The sequence below is a fragment of the Actinosynnema sp. NPDC023587 genome, assembly GCF_040640215.1.
Classification (GTDB): Bacteria; Actinomycetota; Actinomycetes; order Mycobacteriales; family Pseudonocardiaceae; genus Actinosynnema.
Window position 1 is genome coordinate 66,152 of the sequence record NZ_JBFABG010000012.1, and the last position, 17,013, is coordinate 83,164.

Consider the following 17,013-nt stretch of genomic DNA (forward strand, 5'->3'; position numbering starts at 1 on the left):
ACTGGGAGGCCTTTTGAGCGAAAGACTCGCGGACCGCCACTGGGGGGTGGAGTTCCCCGCCGTCGCCACGCGGCTCGCGGAGGTCCGTGTCCGGCTCGATGCGTGGCTGCTCGACCTCGCCGTGCCCGACGACGACCGGTACGACCTGGTCATCGCGGTCAACGAGGCGATGAGCAACGCCGTGGAGCACGCCTACCCGCCCGGCGAGCCGGGTCGGGTCCGGGTCACCGCCGACGCCCGGCCGGACGGCCGGGTGCGGGTGGTGGTGGCCGACGACGGCGTCTGGCGGGTGCCGCCGGCCGCGCTGTCCGACCGGGGCCGCGGCCTGCTGCTCATGCGCGAGAACACCGACGAGGTGCTGGTGGAGCGGGGGGCCGACGGCACGCGCGTGTCGCTCGTGCTGGCCGCCAGGCACACCACCCGGGGTACGTACCAGACCTCGCCGGCGGAGCAGATCGTGGTGGTCGAGCGCGCCGGCTGGGTGGAGGTCGTCGTGCTCGGCGACGTGCCCGCGCAAGACGGACCCGCCGTGCGACGGCGAATTCTCACCGCCGCGCGCGGCGGTTCCGTGCCCGTCGTGGTCGACCTGCGCGGGCTCGGGAACCGCGTCGAGGGGGTGGTGCGCAGCCTGCGCGGGATCGCCGAGGCGGCAGCCGCCGCCGGCAACCGGCTGGTGGTGCGCGCGCCCGAGGACGGACCCGCGCACACCGCGCTCGTCGCGGCCGGCGTGGACCAGGTCGTCGACCTGGTCGCGCACGCTAGCCCGCCGACGGGTCACCAGCCCGAACCGCCGCCAGCGCCTCGTCCACCGAGCCGTGCACGCTGAACACCTCACCGAGCCCGGTCGCGGCCAGCGGGCGGATCACCGCCCGCTCCACCGCGACCACCCGGAAGGCCGTACCCCGTCGCTGAGCGTGCTGCGACGCCTCCACCAGCACGGCTAGCCCGGCCGAGCCGAGGAAGCTCACCCCCGACATGTCGAGCACCAGCGTGCTCCCGCCGTCCAACCGACCGAGCACGTCCGCGCGCAACTCCGGCGCGGTCAACATGTCGATCTCGCCACCGACCGACACGACCGTGACACCGTCGGTCGGGTGGTCCACCGAGCGGACCACCCGAGCGGCACGCGTGCTGTCCGCGGTGGACCCGGCTCCGCTCGTCGACACGACGTTCGGATCCTGCACCGTCACGAGGACTCCTCTTCATCCAACCAACTGCTGGGGAGGGAAGCCCAGGCGTGCGGCAGGTGCCGAGCACGTAGATGCAGCGTGGCGACACTTGTGGCCCGTAAACCGGAGCTTCCCCGGCGCGGCTGTTGGCTCAACCGCTGCGCCAACCACCGTACGGAGCCGTTCCGGGCACCACAAGCGGGCAGATGGCGTCTTGATCAGTTCCAGTGTAGTCGGGACGTCGTTCGACGGCGCATGACGCACGGTGAACGGTTCGAAACCGGCCCCGCGGGTTACACCTGGGGGGAAGGGAGTTGCGCAACTCGGCGACCGAACCGCCCGATCAGCGAGACCGACCCCTGATCCGGGGTGGCGGACGCCACAGTTCCCGCACAATCCTGGACAGGGGATAACGCCGCGACCGTCGCGGGCGACACCCGTACGGAGGGATCGACGATGAGCACCAGCACGGAAACCGAGTCCGAACCCGCGAAGCGCCGGGCGGCGCGCGCCGCCTCCGGCGCGGGATCGCTGCCCACCGCCCCGTGCAGCGTGGTCTGGAGCAAGGGCCACGCCTACGTGCTCGAAGGTTTCCGGGCCCGCTGGGTCGGCGTGGACGACCGGGGCCGACCGCAGGCGCTCAGCGGCGAGCAGTTGCAGCGCCGGGGCTGGAGCCGCACCCGGTCCCGCTGACCGGCTCGCGGGCCGCCCCGCCGCACCCCCGGACTCCCCGTGCTGACGGCACGCCGGGTTCCCCCGAGTCCGGGTCCGGCCACCGCACCCCGCGCACCACCACCGACCCGGGTCGTCCGCCACCCGGGAGTGCACCCGTGCCGTGCCCGGTCCCCACCGCCGGCTCTACAGTGCGCGGTGTGCCGCGAGACCCCGCAGACCGGTGGCTGACCATCCCGAACGCGCTCAGCGTGCTCCGGCTGCTCGGCGTGCTGCTGTTCCTGTACCTGCTGCTCGGTCCGCGGGCTGACGGCTGGGCGGTGGTCGTGCTGGTGCTGGCCGGCCTGTCGGACTGGCTGGACGGCAAGGTCGCGCGCTGGCTGGACCAGATGAGCAGGCTCGGCGCGCTGCTCGACCCGGCCGCCGACCGGCTCTACATCCTGGCCACGCTGGTCGCGTTCGTGGTCCGCGACATCGTGCCGTGGTGGGTGGCGGCGGTCCTGGTCGGCCGCGAGCTCGTGGTGGGCGCGTGCCTGCCGGTGCTGCGGCACCGGGGCTACGGCCCGTTCGAGGTCAGCTACCTCGGCAAGGGCGCGACCTTCAACCTGCTCTACGCGTTCCCGATGCTGCTGCTCGCCCAGGGCACGTCGACCGCCGCCGAGGTCGTCCGGCCGGTGGCCTACGCGTTCATGGTCTGGGGCGGTGCGCTCTACTTGTGGTCCGGGGCGTTGTACGTGTACCAGTTCTCGCTCGCCCTCCGTCGACCGCCGGGGGTCGTACCCGTCCGACGGGTCGTGGGAAGATCCGGCAGCGAAGATCCACCGTCATGAAGGAGCACACCGCGGTGATTCCCGAGGAGCTCAAGTACACCGAGGAGCACGAGTGGGTGTTGCGCACCGGTGAGGACACCGTGCGCATCGGTATCACCGACTACGCCCAAGAGCAGCTCGGCGACGTCGTGTTCGTCCAGCTCCCGGAACTCGGGGAGCAGGTGGCCGCGGGTCAGACGCTCGGTGAGGTGGAGTCCACCAAGAGCGTGTCCGACATCTACGCGCCCCTCGTGGGCGAGGTCGTGGCCCGCAACGACTCGCTGGACCAGCAGCCCGACCTGGTCAACTCCGATCCCTACGGCGAGGGGTGGATGGTGGAGCTGCGGCTGGACGACCCGGCCTCGGTCGACGACCTGCTCGACGCCGCCGCGTACCAGGAGCTGGCGGCACAGGGGTGAGGTCGATCTTCCGCCGGATCTTCGGTCGCTGGGGGAGCCGCTCCTCGGACCAGGGTTCGGGCACGATAGGTTCTAGCGGTCTCGACGCTTCCAGCAGCAGGAGGAGAGCTCAGGTGAGCACGAACGACGGGCCAGGCGTTCCGCCGGAGCAGGGGCCGGAGCGGACCTCCGTTTTCCGGGCCGACTTCCTCGCCGAAGTAGAGGGTGCCGAGGCACCCGCGCAGGAGCCGGCTGTCGCCGGTGTCGACGCGCTGCCCGCGGGGTCCGCCCTGCTGGTGGTCAAGCGCGGTCCGAACGCGGGTTCGAGGTTCCTGCTGGACCGGGACACCACCAGCGCGGGCCGGCACCCCGACAGCGACATCTTCCTCGACGACGTGACGGTGTCCCGCCGGCACGCCGAGTTCCGCCGCGAGGGCGGCGAGTTCGTGGTGATCGACGTGGGCAGCCTCAACGGCACCTACGTCAACCGCGAGCCCGTCGACCAGGCGGTCCTCGCCAACGGCGACGAGGTGCAGATCGGCAAGTTCCGCCTCGTGTTCCTGACCGGTCCGGGCACCGGGGGTCAGGGGGCGCAGTGACGGCGGCCGGGCGGCCACAGCGCGGGGGGTTGAGCATCGGCGCGGTGCTCGCGCAGTTGCGATCGGAATTCCCCGACGTCACGATCTCCAAGATCCGTTTCCTGGAGTCGGAGGGTTTGGTCCGCCCGGCACGCACCGCCTCGGGGTACCGCCAGTTCACCTCCACCGATGTCGAGCGGTTGAGGTACGTGCTGGCGGCCCAGCGCGACCGCTACCTGCCGTTGAAGGTCATCAAGGAGCACCTGGACGCGGCCGACGCGAGCGCGCCCGCGCCGGGTCGGGTGCTGCGCGCGGTGGACGGCACGCCCACCGCCGAGCAGTTCACCGGCGGGTCCCCGCACCGGGTGACGCGGGAGGACCTGCTGGCCCGCTCCGGGCTGGACGGGGCGCTGCTGGCGGACCTGGAGCAGCACGGCCTGATCAGGGCCGGCGCGGGCGGGTCCTACGACCAGGAAGCCGTGCAGATCGCGACCACCGTGCGCGCGATGGCCGGCTTCGGCCTGGACCCCCGGCACCTGCGGTCGTTCCGCGCGGCGGCGGACCGCGAAGTCGGCCTGGTCGAGCAGGTCGTGACACCCCTCTACCGGCAGCGGGACCCCCGGGCGCGCGGGCGCGCCGACGAAGTCCTCCGCGAACTGGCGGCGCTTTCCGTAACGCTGCACACACTCCTGGTGAAGGCCGGGTTGCGCGATGTCGCCGGTACCCGTGTTTCCCCTCGGTGAACCCGTGTCCGAATAGTGATCGCGGATACCCGGTGGTTGCGCACGGGGCCCGCTTGGCGGGTAGCGTCGAATGCGTACGTGGGGGATCCTCGTGGCATAGCGGGGACGCCAGAATTTCAGCGCGCTGAGGGAGGCGATACCCGATGAGCGAGATGCGCGTCGTCGGCGTGCGGGTGGAACTGCCCGCCAACCAGCCGATCCTGCTGCTGCGCGAAACCGAGGGTGAGCGCTACCTGCCGATCTGGATCGGCTCGGTCGAAGCCACCGCCATCGCCCTGGAACAACAGGGCGTGCGTCCCGCGCGGCCACTGACCCACGACCTGCTCAAGGATGTCATCGGAGCGCTGGGCCGGCAGCTCGAACAGGTCCGGATCACCGATCTCCAGGAGGGCACGTACTTCGCCGAGCTGGTGTTCGACGGCGACGTCCGGGTCTCCGCGCGGCCGAGCGACTCGGTGGCGCTGGCGCTGCGGATCGGCGTGCCGATCCACGCCGAGGAGTCGGTGCTGGCCGAGGCCGGCCTGATCATCCCGGACGAGCAGGAGGACGAGGTCGAGAAGTTCCGCGAGTTCCTCGACTCGGTGTCGCCGGAGGACTTCCGCGGCGCGGACACCTGACGTTCCCCACCGCTCACCGGCGGTGTGCGGGATAGGCAGAGGCGTCCGGCCACGGGGTCGGACGGGCGGCCCGGGCGCTCGCTCCGGGCCTTTTCGCGTTCCGGGTCTCGTCGCGCGCCCGCAGGACGAGCCGGCCGCGCCCGGTCTTCCGGTGGCCGTGGGCCCGGTTCGGACGGGCTGGGGGCTCTCCGGACGTGCCCTCGGGGTGCTCGGTGGCGGGCGGTGCGTGGGCGGAGCGTCGATTCGTGCGCGGAGTGCGCGCCACGAGGAGCCGGCGGCCGGCCGCGAGCGGGGGTCGGCCCCGTGGTGTGTGCGGTGCGTTGTGGATCAACTCCGCGTGCCACCCTCCGGTGTCACACCTCCGGGTTACCGAACGTCAGCGGTGATCCGCTAAACGATCACTAAACGTCACCCGAATGGCTTACGACGGGCGTCTCTCTCAACCTCAACCTGAGGTTTAGCTGAGACACGCTCAGCGCGTCGCGTTGACCTGCCCCCTAGCCGGTCTTACCGTCGAACTCAGGTGGATTGCCGCGGTGTGGTTCGGCGCGGCGGTCCACGGGGTGGTTGCCGGCCTTCGGGCCGGATCGAGGGGAGGCAGGCGTGGTCGAGGAAGCGCCCATCCGGGCCGGGTGCGGCGAACAGGGTGAGCTGTTCCCGGACTCCTCGCTGCCGGACGAACTCGTGGGCTACCGCGGCCCGGCGGCGTGCCAGATCGCGGGCATCACCTACCGCCAGCTCGACTACTGGGCCCGCACCGGACTGGTCAACCCGACCATAAGGAGTGCCCACGGCTCCGGCAGCCAGCGGCTGTACTCGTTCAAGGACATCCTGGTGCTCAAGGTGGTCAAACGACTGCTGGACACCGGGGTCTCGTTGCAGAACATCCGGGTCGCGGTGGACCACCTGCGCCGTCGCGGCGTGCAGGACCTGGCCCGGATCACGCTGTTCAGCGACGGCACGACGGTCTACGAGTGCACCTCGCCGGAGGAGGTCGTGGACCTGCTCCAGGGCGGTCAGGGCGTGTTCGGGATCGCGGTCAGCGGTGCGATGCGGGAGATCAGCGGCACGATCCACGACTTCCCGGCCGAGCGCGCGGACGGGGTGGAGGTGGACGAGACGCCGAACGACGAGCTGTCCCGCCGCCGGCGCACCCGGGCGACCGGCTGAGATCCACGTCGCGTCCGTGACGGGCTCCGGCGCTGGTCCGGGTACCATTCGCGGGTAGTCGATTGAGCCCGCGCGGGAGAGTCCGAGCACGTCTCGGCGCCGAAGGAGCAAATCCTCCCCGGAACCTCTCAGGCGCAAGGACCGCGCGGGTGAGACGCCTCTGGAAAGCGGGTCGGTCCACCGACCCCACCGACGGTGCAAGCCCGGCCCGCCGACGGCCGCGGTGAAGCTCTCAGGTGCCCGAACGGGCGGAAGACAGAGGGGGAGGGCAACGGCAGAAGTGTGCCCGCAGCCCCGGAGGCGCAGCTATGACGCAGGACCGCATCCCCCTCGCCGCTCTTGAGCACGGCACCCCCTTCGCCGACCGCCACGTCGGCCCCCGGCCGGCGGAGCTGGCCCGCATCCTCGACGTGATCGGCGTCGGCTCCCTTGAAGAGCTGGCGCAGCGCGCGGTGCCCGAGTCGATCCGCGAGCGCGACCTGGTGCTGGACCTGCCCGCGCCCGCCACCGAGACCGAGGCGCTGGCCGAGCTGCGCGCGCTGGCCGCCCGCAACAAGCCGCACAAGCAGATGATCGGCCTGGGCTACTACGGCACCACCACCCCGCCGGTGATCCGCCGCAACGTGCTGGAGAGCCCGGCCTGGTACACCGCCTACACGCCGTACCAGCCGGAGATCTCGCAGGGCCGGCTGGAGGCGCTGCTGAACTTCCAGACCGTCGTGGCCGACCTGACCGGCCTGAACCTGGCCAACTCGTCGATGCTGGACGAGTCCACCGCCGCCGCCGAGGCGATGACGCTGGTCCGCCGCGCGGGCCGGAGCACGTCGGCCAAGTTCGTGGTCGACGAGGACACCCTGCCGCAGACGCTGGCCGTGATCCGGACCCGCGCCGAGCCACTGGGCATCGAGATCGTCACCGCCGACCTGTCGCAGGGCCTGGAGGGCCTCGGCCTGGGCGGCGACTACTTCGGCGTGCTGCTGTCCTACCCCGGCGCGTCCGGCGTCGTGCGCGACCAGGAGTCGCTGATCGCGGAGATCCACGCGGCCGGCGCGCAGGCCGTGGTGGCGGCCGACCTGCTGGCGCTGACCCTGCTGCGCCCGCCCGGCGAGATCGGCGCGGACGTCGTCGTGGGCACCACCCAGCGGTTCGGCGTGCCGATGGGCTTCGGCGGCCCGCACGCCGGGTACATGGCGGTCCGCGAAGGACTGGCGCGGCAGCTCCCCGGCCGGCTGGTCGGCGTGTCGGTGGACGCCGACGGCAACCGCGCCTACCGCCTGGCGCTCCAGACCCGCGAGCAGCACATCCGCCGCGAGAAGGCCACCAGCAACATCTGCACCGCCCAGGTGCTGCTCGCCGTGATCGCGTCCATGTACGCCGTCTACCACGGGCCGGAGGGCCTGCGGGCGATCGCGACCCGCGCCCACCGGATGGCGACCGTGCTGGCCGCCGGGCTGTGCGAGGGCGGGGTCGAGGTCGTGCACGGCGAGTTCTTCGACACCGTGCGGGGCCGCGTCGAGGGCCGCGCCGCCGCGATCGTCGCCGCCGCCCGCGAGCTGGGCGTCAACCTGTGGCAGGTGGACGCCGACACGGTGTCGATCGCGTGCGACGAGACGACGACCCGTGACGACCTCACCGCCGTGTGGCGGGCGTTCGGCGTGACGGTGTCCGACGTGGACGGCCTGGACGCCGACACCGCCGACGGCATCCCCGCCGCCCTGCGCCGCACCTCCGACTACCTGACCCACCCGGTGTTCCACGCGCACCGCTCGGAAACCGCGCTGCTGCGCTACCTGCGGGCGCTGTCGGACAAGGACGTCGCGCTCGACCGGAGCATGATCCCGCTCGGCTCGTGCACCATGAAGCTCAACGCCACGGCCGAGATGGAGGCCGTCACCTGGCCCGAGTTCGCCGAGCTGCACCCGTTCGCCCCGGCCGCCGACGCCGAGGGCCTGCTGTCGCTGGTCGGGGACCTGGAGTCGTGGCTGGCCGAGGTGACCGGCTACGACGCGGTGTCCCTGCAACCCAACGCGGGCAGCCAGGGCGAGTTCGCGGGCCTGCTGGCGATCCGCGCCTACCACCGGTCCCACGGCGACGCGCACCGCGACGTGTGCCTGATCCCGTCCTCCGCGCACGGCACCAACGCCGCGTCCGCCGTGATGGCGGGCATGCGGGTGGTCGTGGTGAAGTGCGACGACAAGGGCAACGTCGACGTGGGCCACCTGCGCGAGACCGTCGAGGCGCACCGCGACGACCTGGCCGCGATCATGATCACCTACCCGTCGACGCACGGCGTGTACGAGGACACCGTGCGCGAGGTGTGCGGCCTGGTGCACGAGGCGGGCGGGCAGGTGTACGTGGACGGCGCGAACCTGAACGCGCTGATCGGCCTGGCCCAGTACGGCAAGTTCGGCTCGGACGTGTCGCACCTGAACCTGCACAAGACGTTCTGCATCCCGCACGGCGGCGGCGGTCCCGGCGTCGGCCCGATCGGCGTGCGGTCGCACCTCGCGCCGTTCCTGCCCAACCACCCGCTCCAGCCGGCCGCCGGCCCGGCGACCGGCGTCGGCCCGATCAGCGCCGCGCCGTGGGGTTCGGCGTCGATCCTGCCGATCTCGTGGGCGTACGTGCGGATGATGGGCGGCGACGGCCTGCGCCGGGCGACGCTGACGGCGGTCGCGGCGGCCAACTACGTGGCCCGGCGGCTGGACGAGCACTTCCCGGTGCTCTACACCGGCGAGGGCGGCTTCGTGGCCCACGAGTGCATCCTGGACCTGCGGCCGATCACCAAGGCGACCGGCGTGACGGTGGACGACGTGGCGAAGCGGCTGGCCGACTACGGGCTGCACGCGCCGACCATGTCCTTCCCGGTGGCGGGCACGCTGATGGTGGAGCCGACCGAGTCCGAGGACCTGGCCGAGATCGACCGGTTCATCGACGCGATGATCGCGATCAGGGGCGAGATCGACCGGGTGGGCGCGGGCGAGTGGCCGGCCGACGACAACCCGCTGCGCAACGCGCCGCACACGGCGGCGTCGGTGACCGGCGAGTGGGACCACCCGTACAGCCGGGCGGAAGCGGTCTTCCCGGCGGGCACGGCGGCCCCGAAGATCTGGCCCCCGGTCCGCCGCGTCGACGGCGCGAAGGGCGACCGCAACCTGGTCTGCTCCTGCCCCCCGGTGTCCGCCTACGGCGGCTGACCCGCGTTCTCCGGCGCACGCCGGCAGGCACCCCGCCTGCCGGCGTGCGCCGTGTCGCGCCGCGAACGGCCTGGTCGAGACCCACCCGGGAGTCGAACCCGGAAGCGACGGTGTTGCAGACCGCCTCACGACCGTCGTGACGTGGGTCGAAGGCACGGCGTGCGCCGTGCCCGGTCGCGCGCCCTGGGGTCGAACCAGGCGAACCGGGGGTATGGGCTCCGGTCGGCCACCGGGCCGACGCGCGGGGGTGACCGCCGTGGTCGGCGGTCGGGTGCCCTGCGCGCCTCCGGAAGTCCAATCCGGAGGCGCTCCAGGACGTGGTGCGGGCAGGTCGGACAAACCCGCCGGGAATAGTCGGAAAATGCGTGTGCCGGTGCGCGAAGCGCATCGGGAAATGATTCGGAGACCGTGCGGCCCGACGGTTTCCGCGGTCCGGCGAGTGGTGGGCCGGAGGCGGGAACGACGAAGCCGCCCGGATCGGTCTCCCGAGGGGCGGCTCCCTGTCGCGGTGACGAGGACTATGTCACGACAGGGAGTCCGCGCAGCTCAGCGGCATCAGCGGACATCGCTGACAGGGCATCGGGCGGAGCCGGGCCGGGCGGGTGCCGGTCGCCGCGCCGCACCGGCGCTGCGTCCCCTGCTGCCACGTGCCGGCCATCTCCGCACTCCCTCGCTGTTCGGTGGGTAACCCGAGAATGCCCGAAGCCGGACCGCCGCGCAATACTTTTACGGACTTCGCACCACCCTGTCCCGACCGGTGGAATTCACGCGAAGTGGTATTCGATGGTGTAGCGGCCCGGCTGGTCCTGGGGCCACCGGATCGAGCCCGTGCCGGTCAGGCCGGCCAGGTCGCCGGCGGCGGAGACGATCGTGAACGTGCCGTCGGCGACGCCGTCGCGGAAGCCGCCGACGTGCTCCAGCACGAACGTGCCCGCGCGGCCCGCCAGCGTGCCGGTCACCACCTCGTAGCCGACCGACCGGCACGACGCGTCGTCCGGGTAGGCCATCAGGAAGCGCATCTCCCCGGTGCCCGCCAGATCGCCGTCGTACGCCGTGGTCATGCCGCCCGTGGTCTGCTTGGGGCCGGTGACCTCGTCGTAGCGCCGGCCGTCCCAGGTGTGCTCGTCCCAGCTCGTCATCTCGGCCGTGCCGCTCGCCTCGCTGCTCATGACGACGATCCTGGGCGGCCTACCTGACAGCTCGTGTCAGGTACCGGGGGACAATCGGGTCCATGCGCGCCGGTCGGTTGCTCTCGCTGCTCCTGCTGCTCCAGTCGCGCGGCCGGATGACCGCCCGGGAACTGGCCGACGAGCTGGAGGTCTCCGTCCGCACGGTCTACCGGGACGTGGAGGCGCTCGGCTCGGCCGGCGTCCCGGTGTACGCCGACCGCGGCCCGGCGGGCGGCTACCGGCTGCTGGCCGGCTACCGGACCAGGCTCACCGGGCTCACCGAGGAAGAGGCGGGTTCGCTGTTCCTGGCCGGGATGCCGGGGCCGGCGGCCGAACTCGGGCTGGGCGCGGTGGTGGCGGCGGCGCAGCTCAAGCTGCTCGCCGCGCTGCCACCGGAGCTGCGGTCGCGGGCCGGGCGGATTCGCGAGCGGTTCCACCTGGACACGTCGGGGTGGTTCCGGCAGGCCGAGGAGATGCCCTTCCTGGCGTCGATCGCGGACGCGGTGTGGGAGCAGCGGCGGGTGCGGGTGCGGTACCGGCGGTGGGGCGGGCCGGGGTCCGAGGTGGAGCGGGTGGTGGGACCGCTCGGGCTCGTGCTCAAGGGCGGGATCTGGTACCTGGTCGCGGAGGCGTCCGGCGAGGTGCGGACCTACCGGGTGTCGCGGGTGCTGGAGCTGCACGCCGTGGAAGAGGCTTTCGCGCGACCGGACGGGTTCGACCTGGCCGGGTTCTGGCTGGACTGGTCGGTGCGCTTCGAGGAGCGGATGTACCCGATGACGGTCACCGTCCGGCTGACCGGGGACGGGCTGCGGCGGGCCCGCGTGCTGCTGAGCCCGGTGGCCGGGCGGGCGTTGGCGGAGGTCGAGCCGGCGTGGGAGTGGACGGCGGTCCGGCTGCCGGTCGAGTCGCTGGACCACGCCCTGGTCGACGTCCTCCGCCTCGGTGCGGACGCGGAGGTCGTCGAACCCGCCGAGCTGCGCGACCGGGTCAGGGCCACGATCGCCGCGATGGCCGCCGTGTACGCCTGAGCCGCCCAACCGCCCAACCTCCCAGCCGCCCGCGCCTCGCTCGTCCGACCGGGGCCGCGCGGCGGCGCTGGAGGGAGCGGCGCTAGAGGGAGAGCAACTGGGCCAGCGCCGCGTCGACGCCGCGACCGTCGTCCACCACTGACAACGTCCCGCCGCTGGTCCGGGTGAGCTCGCCCAGCGGCTGCCGCTCGGGGTCCGGCCCGATCGCCAGCACGCTGATCGCGATGTCCTTGCCGTCCTGCCTGAGGCCGGCCAACTCGGTCTTGAGCTGCGCGAAGGTCATCCCGCCGTCGTTGGCCCCGTCGGTCAGCACGATGATCCGGTTGCGCTTGCCCGGCTGGTAGTCCGCCAGGGCCTTGGCGTAGAGCGCGGCCACGCTGGTGTAGAGCTGGGTCGCGCTCTGCGGTCGCAACCCGGCCACGCCGTCCAGCAGCCGTTGCTTCTGCCCGATCACCGGACCGGTCCCGACCAGCTCCCGGTAGGGCTTCTCGCCGTCCAGCTCGCGGGAGAACTCCCACAGCCCCAGCGCGCCCGACACCGACCGGTTCACCTGGCCGGCCAGCGCGTCCTTCACCCACACCATCCGCGACTTGCCGTCGCCGCCCGGCTCCTCCATCGACTTCGACACGTCCACCAGCACGGTCACCGCCTGGCCGTTGTCGGCGGTGGCCCACGCGGCGGAGATCTGCTGCGCGGTGTTCGCGTCGGCGGGCACCAGCTTGTCGGTCATGGTCGCCCACCGCACCCCCGGCGACGGCTTGGGCCGCTCGGTGGTGGCGTCCACCCGCAGGCCCGCGCCGGCCAGCGTTTTCTGCTGCTCGTCCTCCAGCAGGAACTCCCGGAACGACTGGGACGCGCGCACCTGCGCCTCGCCCACCCAGTCGCCCGCGAGCGGCACGAAGGGGAAGTCCGCGACCGGGGACGGGCCGCCGGCCGCGACCCCGAAGAGGGGCTGCGCCGGCGCGGTGCCGCTGTCCTTGCCGGTGTTGTACCGGTACAGGTCGACCTCGAACACCGGCACGGCGCTGAACCCGGCCGCGTTCACGCCCGGCCGCTCCGCGAGCTGGGACAGCGCGCCCCACGTGGTCGCGGGCGTCTGCTCGGGCTTGGACGCGGTGAGCCGGCCGAGGGTGGCCTTGACCGGGTCGAGCGCCAGCATCTCGGTGGTCACCGGGCCCTTGCCGTCGGGGCTCGCGCCCGCGAGTGCGGACTGGATCACCATCGCGGTGGCCACGTTGGCCGTCGGGTCGGGCATGGCGACCTTGAAGTCGCCCCACTCGGGCTTGCCGAACCGGCTCCAGCCGCCCGCCGCCGACGTCACCTCGGGCAGGTCCGTCCAGCGGAACCCGGCACCGGCCTGCACCGCCTGCGCGCCCTCCTGGGGCAGCGCCAGCAGCACCGGGCTGGCCGCGATGGAGACCGGCTGCGCGCCGAGCAGCGCCCGGTTCTGCGCGCTGAGGCGGTTGGCCCACAGCATCGAGTCGGTGACCCACGCGTGCGGTCGTGCGCCGAGCTTCGCCTCGTCCCAGCCCTGGGTGAGGCTCTGGAGCACCACGTCGGAGTCGATGGACTGCACCTCGACCCGGATGCAGTGGTCGTAGACGACCGGTCGGTCCGCGCTCCACGACTCGGCGGCCTCGCGCACCGCGTCGGCCACGCTGGGCGTCGCGGCGACCCGCAGACCCGCTTCACCCTGTCGGCAGTCACCCGCCTGGGCGGCGGCACGTTGCTCCACGATGCCGCCCACCCACGTCCAGGCGAGGTAGCCGAGGACCAGGAGCACGACCACGCCGACGATCGCGACGGGCCACGTGGCGATACCGCGCCGCACCTTCGTCCGCAACGCGCGGTGTCGAGACATCGTCTTCCCTCTCAGCGGTCGACCAAGTCTGGCGATCCCCGACCGGCGTCACGCTAACAGGTGAAGTCTGCGGACCAGGTGAAGTCACAACGGGTTACGCGGAGGTGACGGATGCCGCCAGGAGGGTCCGCGTGATGTCGATCAGCGCGGCCCGCAGCGGCGTGGCCGCCGCCGCGAAAGCGCTCTGGTGCCGCACGTACTCGGCACGGCCCTCCGGGGTCTCGATGGGCACCGGGGCGTAGCCGAGCGCGGACAGGTCGTAGGGGCTGGCCCGCATGTCCAGCTCGCGGACCCGCAGCGCCAGGTCGAAGCAGTCCGCCACCAGCTCGGACGGCGTGGCCAGGTCGAGCTTGTACGCCCACTTGAAAAGATCCATGGTGGCGTGCAGACACCCCGGCTGCTCCAGGTCGACCTGGGTCTCCCGGGTCGGCTGCACCGCGTTGTGCGGTCGCGCCGGCGGGGTGAAGAACCGGAACGCGTCGAAGTGGCTGCACTGCACCTTCTGCGCCTCCACCACGGCGTCCGTGCCGTCGTGCCCGAGCCGCAGCGGCCACGCCTCGTGCCGCACCCGGTCCGTCCGGTACACCATCGCCCACTCGTGCAGCCCGAAGCAGCCCAGGCGCGGTGCGCGGGCGGCGGTGGCGGTGAGCAGGCGGTGGGTGAACGCGACGGTGGCCGCGCGGTCCGCCGCGAACCCCTCGACGTCCAGCGCCACGCCCCCGTCGACCCGCCGGTACGCCGACCACCGCAGGTACTCGTCGGCGTCGCCCGCGAGCACCACCCCCGGACCGGGGTGCCAGCGCTCCAGCCGGGCCGGCCGGTGGCTGTAGTAGGAGAAGAGGAAGTCCAGCACCGGGTGCTTCTCGCCCCGGGCCTTGCGCTCGTGGTGCGGGCGCGTCCACGCGCGGACGCGGGACGCGTGCCGTTCCCGGCGCTCGGTCCACTCGGACTCGGACAAGACCTCCACGGCGGCCTACCGTACTTCCCCGAGCGCCAGGGTTTGCCCGAGGTCGGTGCGCAGCGACACGACCTCGCGCCCCTCCCGGCGGCTCACCGCCAGGCCGGTCTCCCGCAGCACGCGCAGGTGCTGCGACACCGCACCGACCGTGACCCCGAGCCGGCCCGCCAGTTCGGACACCGTGCTGGGCCGCTCCAGCTCGTGCAGCAGCCGGGCGCGGGTCGACCCGAGCAGCCGGGCCAGGGCACCGCCGGCGGCGGCGGCGGAGCGCTCCCACAGCGAGCCGAAACCGTGCGCCGGGTAGCACAGGGCCAGCCGGACCGGGCTGCGCCGCAGGTAGACGTCCGGCCAGGTGAACGCCGAGGGGACCAGCACCAGGTCCCGGTTCCCGACGGCGGTGCGCTCGCGACGCACGATGACGTGCCCGTCCTCGTGGGCGACGTCCCGGTGCAGCTCGGCGAGCACGGCCTGGCCGCCCGCCTCCACCATCCGCCGGCCGCGCCGCTCGACGTCGCCCTGCAACACGCCCTCCAGGCGCGGCCAGACCGGCGCGATGATCGCCTCGTGGACCAGGCCGATGCGCTCGCAGATCGTGGTCAGCACGGCCCCCGGGTCGTCCAGCAGCGGCCGGAAGCGCGGCTGGTCGGGCAGGGCCGCGTTCACCCGGGCCGGGCCGGCCACCCGGGGCAGCCACCTCAGCTCGTCCTCGATGCCGATCGTCCGCACCCCCGGCGTGGGGATCAGGAACTCCGGGATCACCGGCCGCGCGACCAGCGCGGTGAGCAGGGTCGGGTCCGGTCCGAGCGCGGCCAGCCGGGGTTCGGCCTCGGCGATCCAGCGCTGGTGCACGGGGTAGCAGCCGGGGTCGGCGAGGACGCGCAGCGCGGCGATCGTCTCCCACAGCGGCGAGACGGTGAAGCGCAGCGCCATGCCTCGCCCACCTCGGGGGATCGTCGTCCGGGTGCCGGCGAGTCTAGCCCGGGGTTGAGCCCTGGCTAAAACGTTCGTGTCCGGCGGGGATCTTGACAGGGTGGCCGCATGTCCAGGGGGTGGGTGCGGCTCCAGGCCGCGACGGTGTCCGGTTCGGTGGCCGAGGGCGTGATGCTGACGACGTTGCCGCTGGTGGCGGTGTCGATCACGACGGACCCTCGGGAGGTGTCCCTGGTCAACGTCGTGGGCCAAACACCGTGGCTGTTGTTCTCGCTGTTCGCCGGGGTGCTGATCGACCGGGTGCGGCGCACGACCGTGCTCGGCTTCGCCTACGGGGTGCAGGCGTGCGCGGCGCTGGTGTTCGCGGTCGCGGGCCTGCTGGACGCGATCGACCTGCCGCTGCTGCTGGTGCTGGCGTTCGTGGTGACGTCGGCGCGGGTGCTCGGCGACGGGGCGACCGGGGCGCTGGTGCCCGAGGTGGTGGGACCCGCCGAGTTCCCGGCGGCCAACACCAGGCTGATGGTCATCGACCAGGGCGTGGTGCAGTTCGTGGTGCCGCCGACGGCCGGTTTCCTGGTCGGGCTCGGCTTCGGGCTGCCGCCGTGGTTGGCGCTCGTGGCGGCGCTGGTCGCGGCGCTGGTCAGCCGGGGCATCCCGGCGCGGTCGGTGACCCCGTCCCGCCGGCACCCGGTGCGCGACATCGGCGAGGGGCTGAAGTTCCTGGTCGGCACGCCGTTGCTGCTGTCGATCTCGGTCGCGGTCGGCCTCGGGTCCTTCGCGGCGAGCGCGCACATGTCGATGTTCGTGCTGTACGTGCACGAGATCCTCGGGCTGGGCGCGGTCGGCTACGGCGTGCTGCTGGCCTGCATGGCGGGCGGCTGGGTCGCGTCGTCGTTCTTCGTGCGGCGGGTCGTCGCGCGGCTCGGGTACGCGTGGTCGATGCGGATCTCCCAGGTCGGCATGGTGGTCTGCCACCTGCTGCTCGCGCTGCTGCCGCCGTGGGCCGCCGGCATCGCGCTGGTGCTGTTCGCCGAGTCGGCGATCGTCATGCTGTGGAACGTCTGCTCGCAGTCCAGCCGGCAGCGGTTCACCCCGGCCGGGCTGCTCGGCCGGGTGCTGACCGGGCACCGGGCGCTGGCCTGGGGGCTGACGCCGCTGGGCGCGCTGACCGGCGGGCTGGTGGCCGCCTGGCTCGGGCTGCGGGCGGTGTACGTGATGGCCGGCGTGATCCAGGTGGGTGCCCTGGTGGTGGCGTGGCTGGGCCTCTCGCCCGCGTCGTTCGCGGCGCAGGAGGCCGCGACGGACCGGCTGGTGGCCGAGGAGTTCGACGCCGCCGGACGTCCGACGACCGGGGAGACCGCCTGAGCGCGGCGGGGCCCGGACCCCGGTCGGGTCGGGCCCCGCCGCGTGCCCGGTGGTCCGTCAGACCGGCGGGACGAGACCGGGGAACTTGCGCGCGCCGTGGCAGTGGGGGCACTCGCGGCCGTTGTCCACCGTCCGGGGAGCGCCGCCGATGACCGCCGAGGTCGGCTGGGCGACGAAACCCGCCCCGCCGCACAGGTGGCAGATGGTGCGCGGCTCCGAGGTCACGCCGAAGAGGTCGTCCTCGTCCTCTTCTTCGTCGTCCTCGAAATCGTCGTCTTCGGGGTCGAAGTCGTCCTCTTCGTCCTCACGCGGCTCCACGGGGACACCGTAGTCCGGCGCGACTCGCGGC

17 protein-coding genes and 1 riboswitch are annotated in these 17,013 nt (G+C 72.9%); of the genes, 11 read left to right on the forward strand and 6 right to left on the reverse strand.

Going from position 1 to position 17,013, the window contains the following annotated elements; translation table 11 throughout:
- The first annotated feature begins 13 nt into the window (after positions 1-13).
- Positions 14-826, forward strand: a complete 813-nt coding sequence (locus AB0G01_RS27050; protein WP_360950634.1) for an ATP-binding protein — start codon at positions 14-16, stop codon at positions 824-826.
- Here AB0G01_RS27050 and AB0G01_RS27055 read toward each other — a convergent pair.
- A complete protein-coding gene (locus AB0G01_RS27055) occupies positions 759-1,190 on the reverse strand; it encodes an STAS domain-containing protein (protein WP_360950637.1) in 432 nt (143 codons plus the stop codon). The two genes, AB0G01_RS27050 and AB0G01_RS27055, sit on opposite strands and share 68 nt — an antisense overlap.
- Positions 1,191-1,625: 435 nt before the next feature.
- Here AB0G01_RS27055 and AB0G01_RS27060 point away from each other — a divergent pair, with 435 nt between their 5' ends.
- The 8 genes from AB0G01_RS27060 (at position 1,626) to gcvP (ending at position 9,353) form a co-directional block, all read left to right on the forward strand.
- Positions 1,626-1,862, forward strand: a complete 237-nt coding sequence (locus tag AB0G01_RS27060; RefSeq protein ID WP_360950640.1) for a hypothetical protein — start codon at positions 1,626-1,628, stop codon at positions 1,860-1,862.
- A 179-nt stretch (positions 1,863-2,041) separates the two neighbouring features.
- Positions 2,042-2,671, forward strand: coding sequence for a CDP-alcohol phosphatidyltransferase family protein (locus AB0G01_RS27065; protein WP_360950643.1), 630 nt, complete (start codon positions 2,042-2,044; stop codon positions 2,669-2,671).
- Positions 2,668-3,069: a glycine cleavage system protein GcvH gene (gene gcvH, locus AB0G01_RS27070; protein WP_360950646.1), complete on the forward strand. Its 402-nt coding sequence runs from the start codon at positions 2,668-2,670 to the stop codon at positions 3,067-3,069. Before AB0G01_RS27065 ends, gcvH begins: the two co-directional genes overlap by 4 nt.
- Before the next feature lie 113 nt (positions 3,070-3,182).
- A complete protein-coding gene (gene garA, locus AB0G01_RS27075) occupies positions 3,183-3,647 on the forward strand; it encodes a glycogen accumulation regulator GarA (RefSeq protein ID WP_360950649.1) in 465 nt (154 codons plus the stop codon).
- The gene (locus AB0G01_RS27080; RefSeq protein ID WP_360950652.1) at positions 3,644-4,369 is read left to right on the forward strand and encodes a MerR family transcriptional regulator; all 726 of its coding nucleotides are present in this window, start codon (positions 3,644-3,646) and stop codon (positions 4,367-4,369) included. Before garA ends, AB0G01_RS27080 begins: the two co-directional genes overlap by 4 nt.
- A gap of 143 nt (positions 4,370-4,512) precedes the next feature.
- Positions 4,513-4,986 (forward strand): bifunctional nuclease family protein, encoded by a 474-nt coding sequence (locus tag AB0G01_RS27085; RefSeq protein ID WP_033427967.1) that lies wholly within the window; start codon positions 4,513-4,515, stop codon positions 4,984-4,986.
- Positions 4,987-5,589: 603 nt separating this feature from the next.
- Complete coding sequence (locus AB0G01_RS27090) at positions 5,590-6,156, forward strand: MerR family transcriptional regulator (protein ID WP_360950656.1); 567 nt, start codon at positions 5,590-5,592, stop codon at positions 6,154-6,156.
- A gap of 63 nt (positions 6,157-6,219) precedes the next feature.
- Positions 6,220-6,310: riboswitch (glycine riboswitch) on the forward strand.
- 154 nt (positions 6,311-6,464) lie between these two features.
- Complete coding sequence (gcvP, locus tag AB0G01_RS27095) at positions 6,465-9,353, forward strand: aminomethyl-transferring glycine dehydrogenase (protein ID WP_360950659.1); 2,889 nt, start codon at positions 6,465-6,467, stop codon at positions 9,351-9,353.
- Between the two features lie 764 nt (positions 9,354-10,117).
- Here gcvP and AB0G01_RS27100 read toward each other — a convergent pair.
- Positions 10,118-10,522 carry a DUF3224 domain-containing protein gene (locus AB0G01_RS27100; protein ID WP_360950662.1) on the reverse strand — a complete coding sequence of 135 codons (405 nt, stop codon included), beginning with the start codon at positions 10,520-10,522 and terminating at the stop codon, positions 10,118-10,120.
- A gap of 62 nt (positions 10,523-10,584) precedes the next feature.
- Here AB0G01_RS27100 and AB0G01_RS27105 point away from each other — a divergent pair, with 62 nt between their 5' ends.
- On the forward strand, positions 10,585-11,550 hold the full coding sequence (locus AB0G01_RS27105) for a WYL domain-containing protein (RefSeq protein WP_360950665.1): 966 nt from the start codon (positions 10,585-10,587) through the stop codon (positions 11,548-11,550).
- An 82-nt stretch (positions 11,551-11,632) separates the two neighbouring features.
- On the opposite strand, the gene AB0G01_RS27110 is transcribed toward AB0G01_RS27105, so the two are convergent.
- From AB0G01_RS27110 to AB0G01_RS27120, 3 genes are all read right to left on the reverse strand, one after another.
- Positions 11,633-13,411, reverse strand: coding sequence for a substrate-binding domain-containing protein (locus AB0G01_RS27110; RefSeq protein ID WP_360950668.1), 1,779 nt, complete (start codon positions 13,409-13,411; stop codon positions 11,633-11,635).
- A gap of 94 nt (positions 13,412-13,505) precedes the next feature.
- Entirely contained in the window at positions 13,506-14,378 is an 873-nt protein-coding gene (locus tag AB0G01_RS27115) for a 3-methyladenine DNA glycosylase (protein ID WP_360950671.1), read from the reverse strand.
- Positions 14,379-14,384: 6 nt separating this feature from the next.
- The gene (locus AB0G01_RS27120; RefSeq protein ID WP_360950674.1) at positions 14,385-15,299 is read right to left on the reverse strand and encodes a DUF5937 family protein; all 915 of its coding nucleotides are present in this window, start codon (positions 15,297-15,299) and stop codon (positions 14,385-14,387) included.
- A gap of 108 nt (positions 15,300-15,407) precedes the next feature.
- Here AB0G01_RS27120 and AB0G01_RS27125 point away from each other — a divergent pair, with 108 nt between their 5' ends.
- The gene (locus AB0G01_RS27125) at positions 15,408-16,664 is read left to right on the forward strand and encodes an MFS transporter (RefSeq protein ID WP_360950677.1); all 1,257 of its coding nucleotides are present in this window, start codon (positions 15,408-15,410) and stop codon (positions 16,662-16,664) included.
- Between the two features lie 57 nt (positions 16,665-16,721).
- On the opposite strand, the gene AB0G01_RS27130 is transcribed toward AB0G01_RS27125, so the two are convergent.
- The gene (locus AB0G01_RS27130; protein WP_360950680.1) at positions 16,722-16,982 is read right to left on the reverse strand and encodes a hypothetical protein; all 261 of its coding nucleotides are present in this window, start codon (positions 16,980-16,982) and stop codon (positions 16,722-16,724) included.
- Positions 16,983-17,013 lie beyond the last annotated feature (31 nt).

Coding starts and splice junctions, on each gene's coding strand:
- AB0G01_RS27060 (WP_360950640.1), top strand. CDS start 1,626: ATGAGCACCAGCACGGAAACCGAGTCCGAACCCGCGAAGCGCCGGGCG.
- gcvH (WP_360950646.1), top strand. CDS start 2,668: ATGAAGGAGCACACCGCGGTGATTCCCGAGGAGCTCAAGTACACCGAG.
- AB0G01_RS27085 (WP_033427967.1), top strand. CDS start 4,513: ATGAGCGAGATGCGCGTCGTCGGCGTGCGGGTGGAACTGCCCGCCAAC.
- gcvP (WP_360950659.1), top strand. CDS start 6,465: ATGACGCAGGACCGCATCCCCCTCGCCGCTCTTGAGCACGGCACCCCC.
- AB0G01_RS27100 (WP_360950662.1), bottom strand. CDS start 10,522: ATGAGCAGCGAGGCGAGCGGCACGGCCGAGATGACGAGCTGGGACGAG.
- AB0G01_RS27105 (WP_360950665.1), top strand. CDS start 10,585: ATGCGCGCCGGTCGGTTGCTCTCGCTGCTCCTGCTGCTCCAGTCGCGC.
- AB0G01_RS27110 (WP_360950668.1), bottom strand. CDS start 13,411: ATGTCTCGACACCGCGCGTTGCGGACGAAGGTGCGGCGCGGTATCGCC.
- AB0G01_RS27120 (WP_360950674.1), bottom strand. CDS start 15,299: ATGGCGCTGCGCTTCACCGTCTCGCCGCTGTGGGAGACGATCGCCGCG.
- AB0G01_RS27125 (WP_360950677.1), top strand. CDS start 15,408: ATGTCCAGGGGGTGGGTGCGGCTCCAGGCCGCGACGGTGTCCGGTTCG.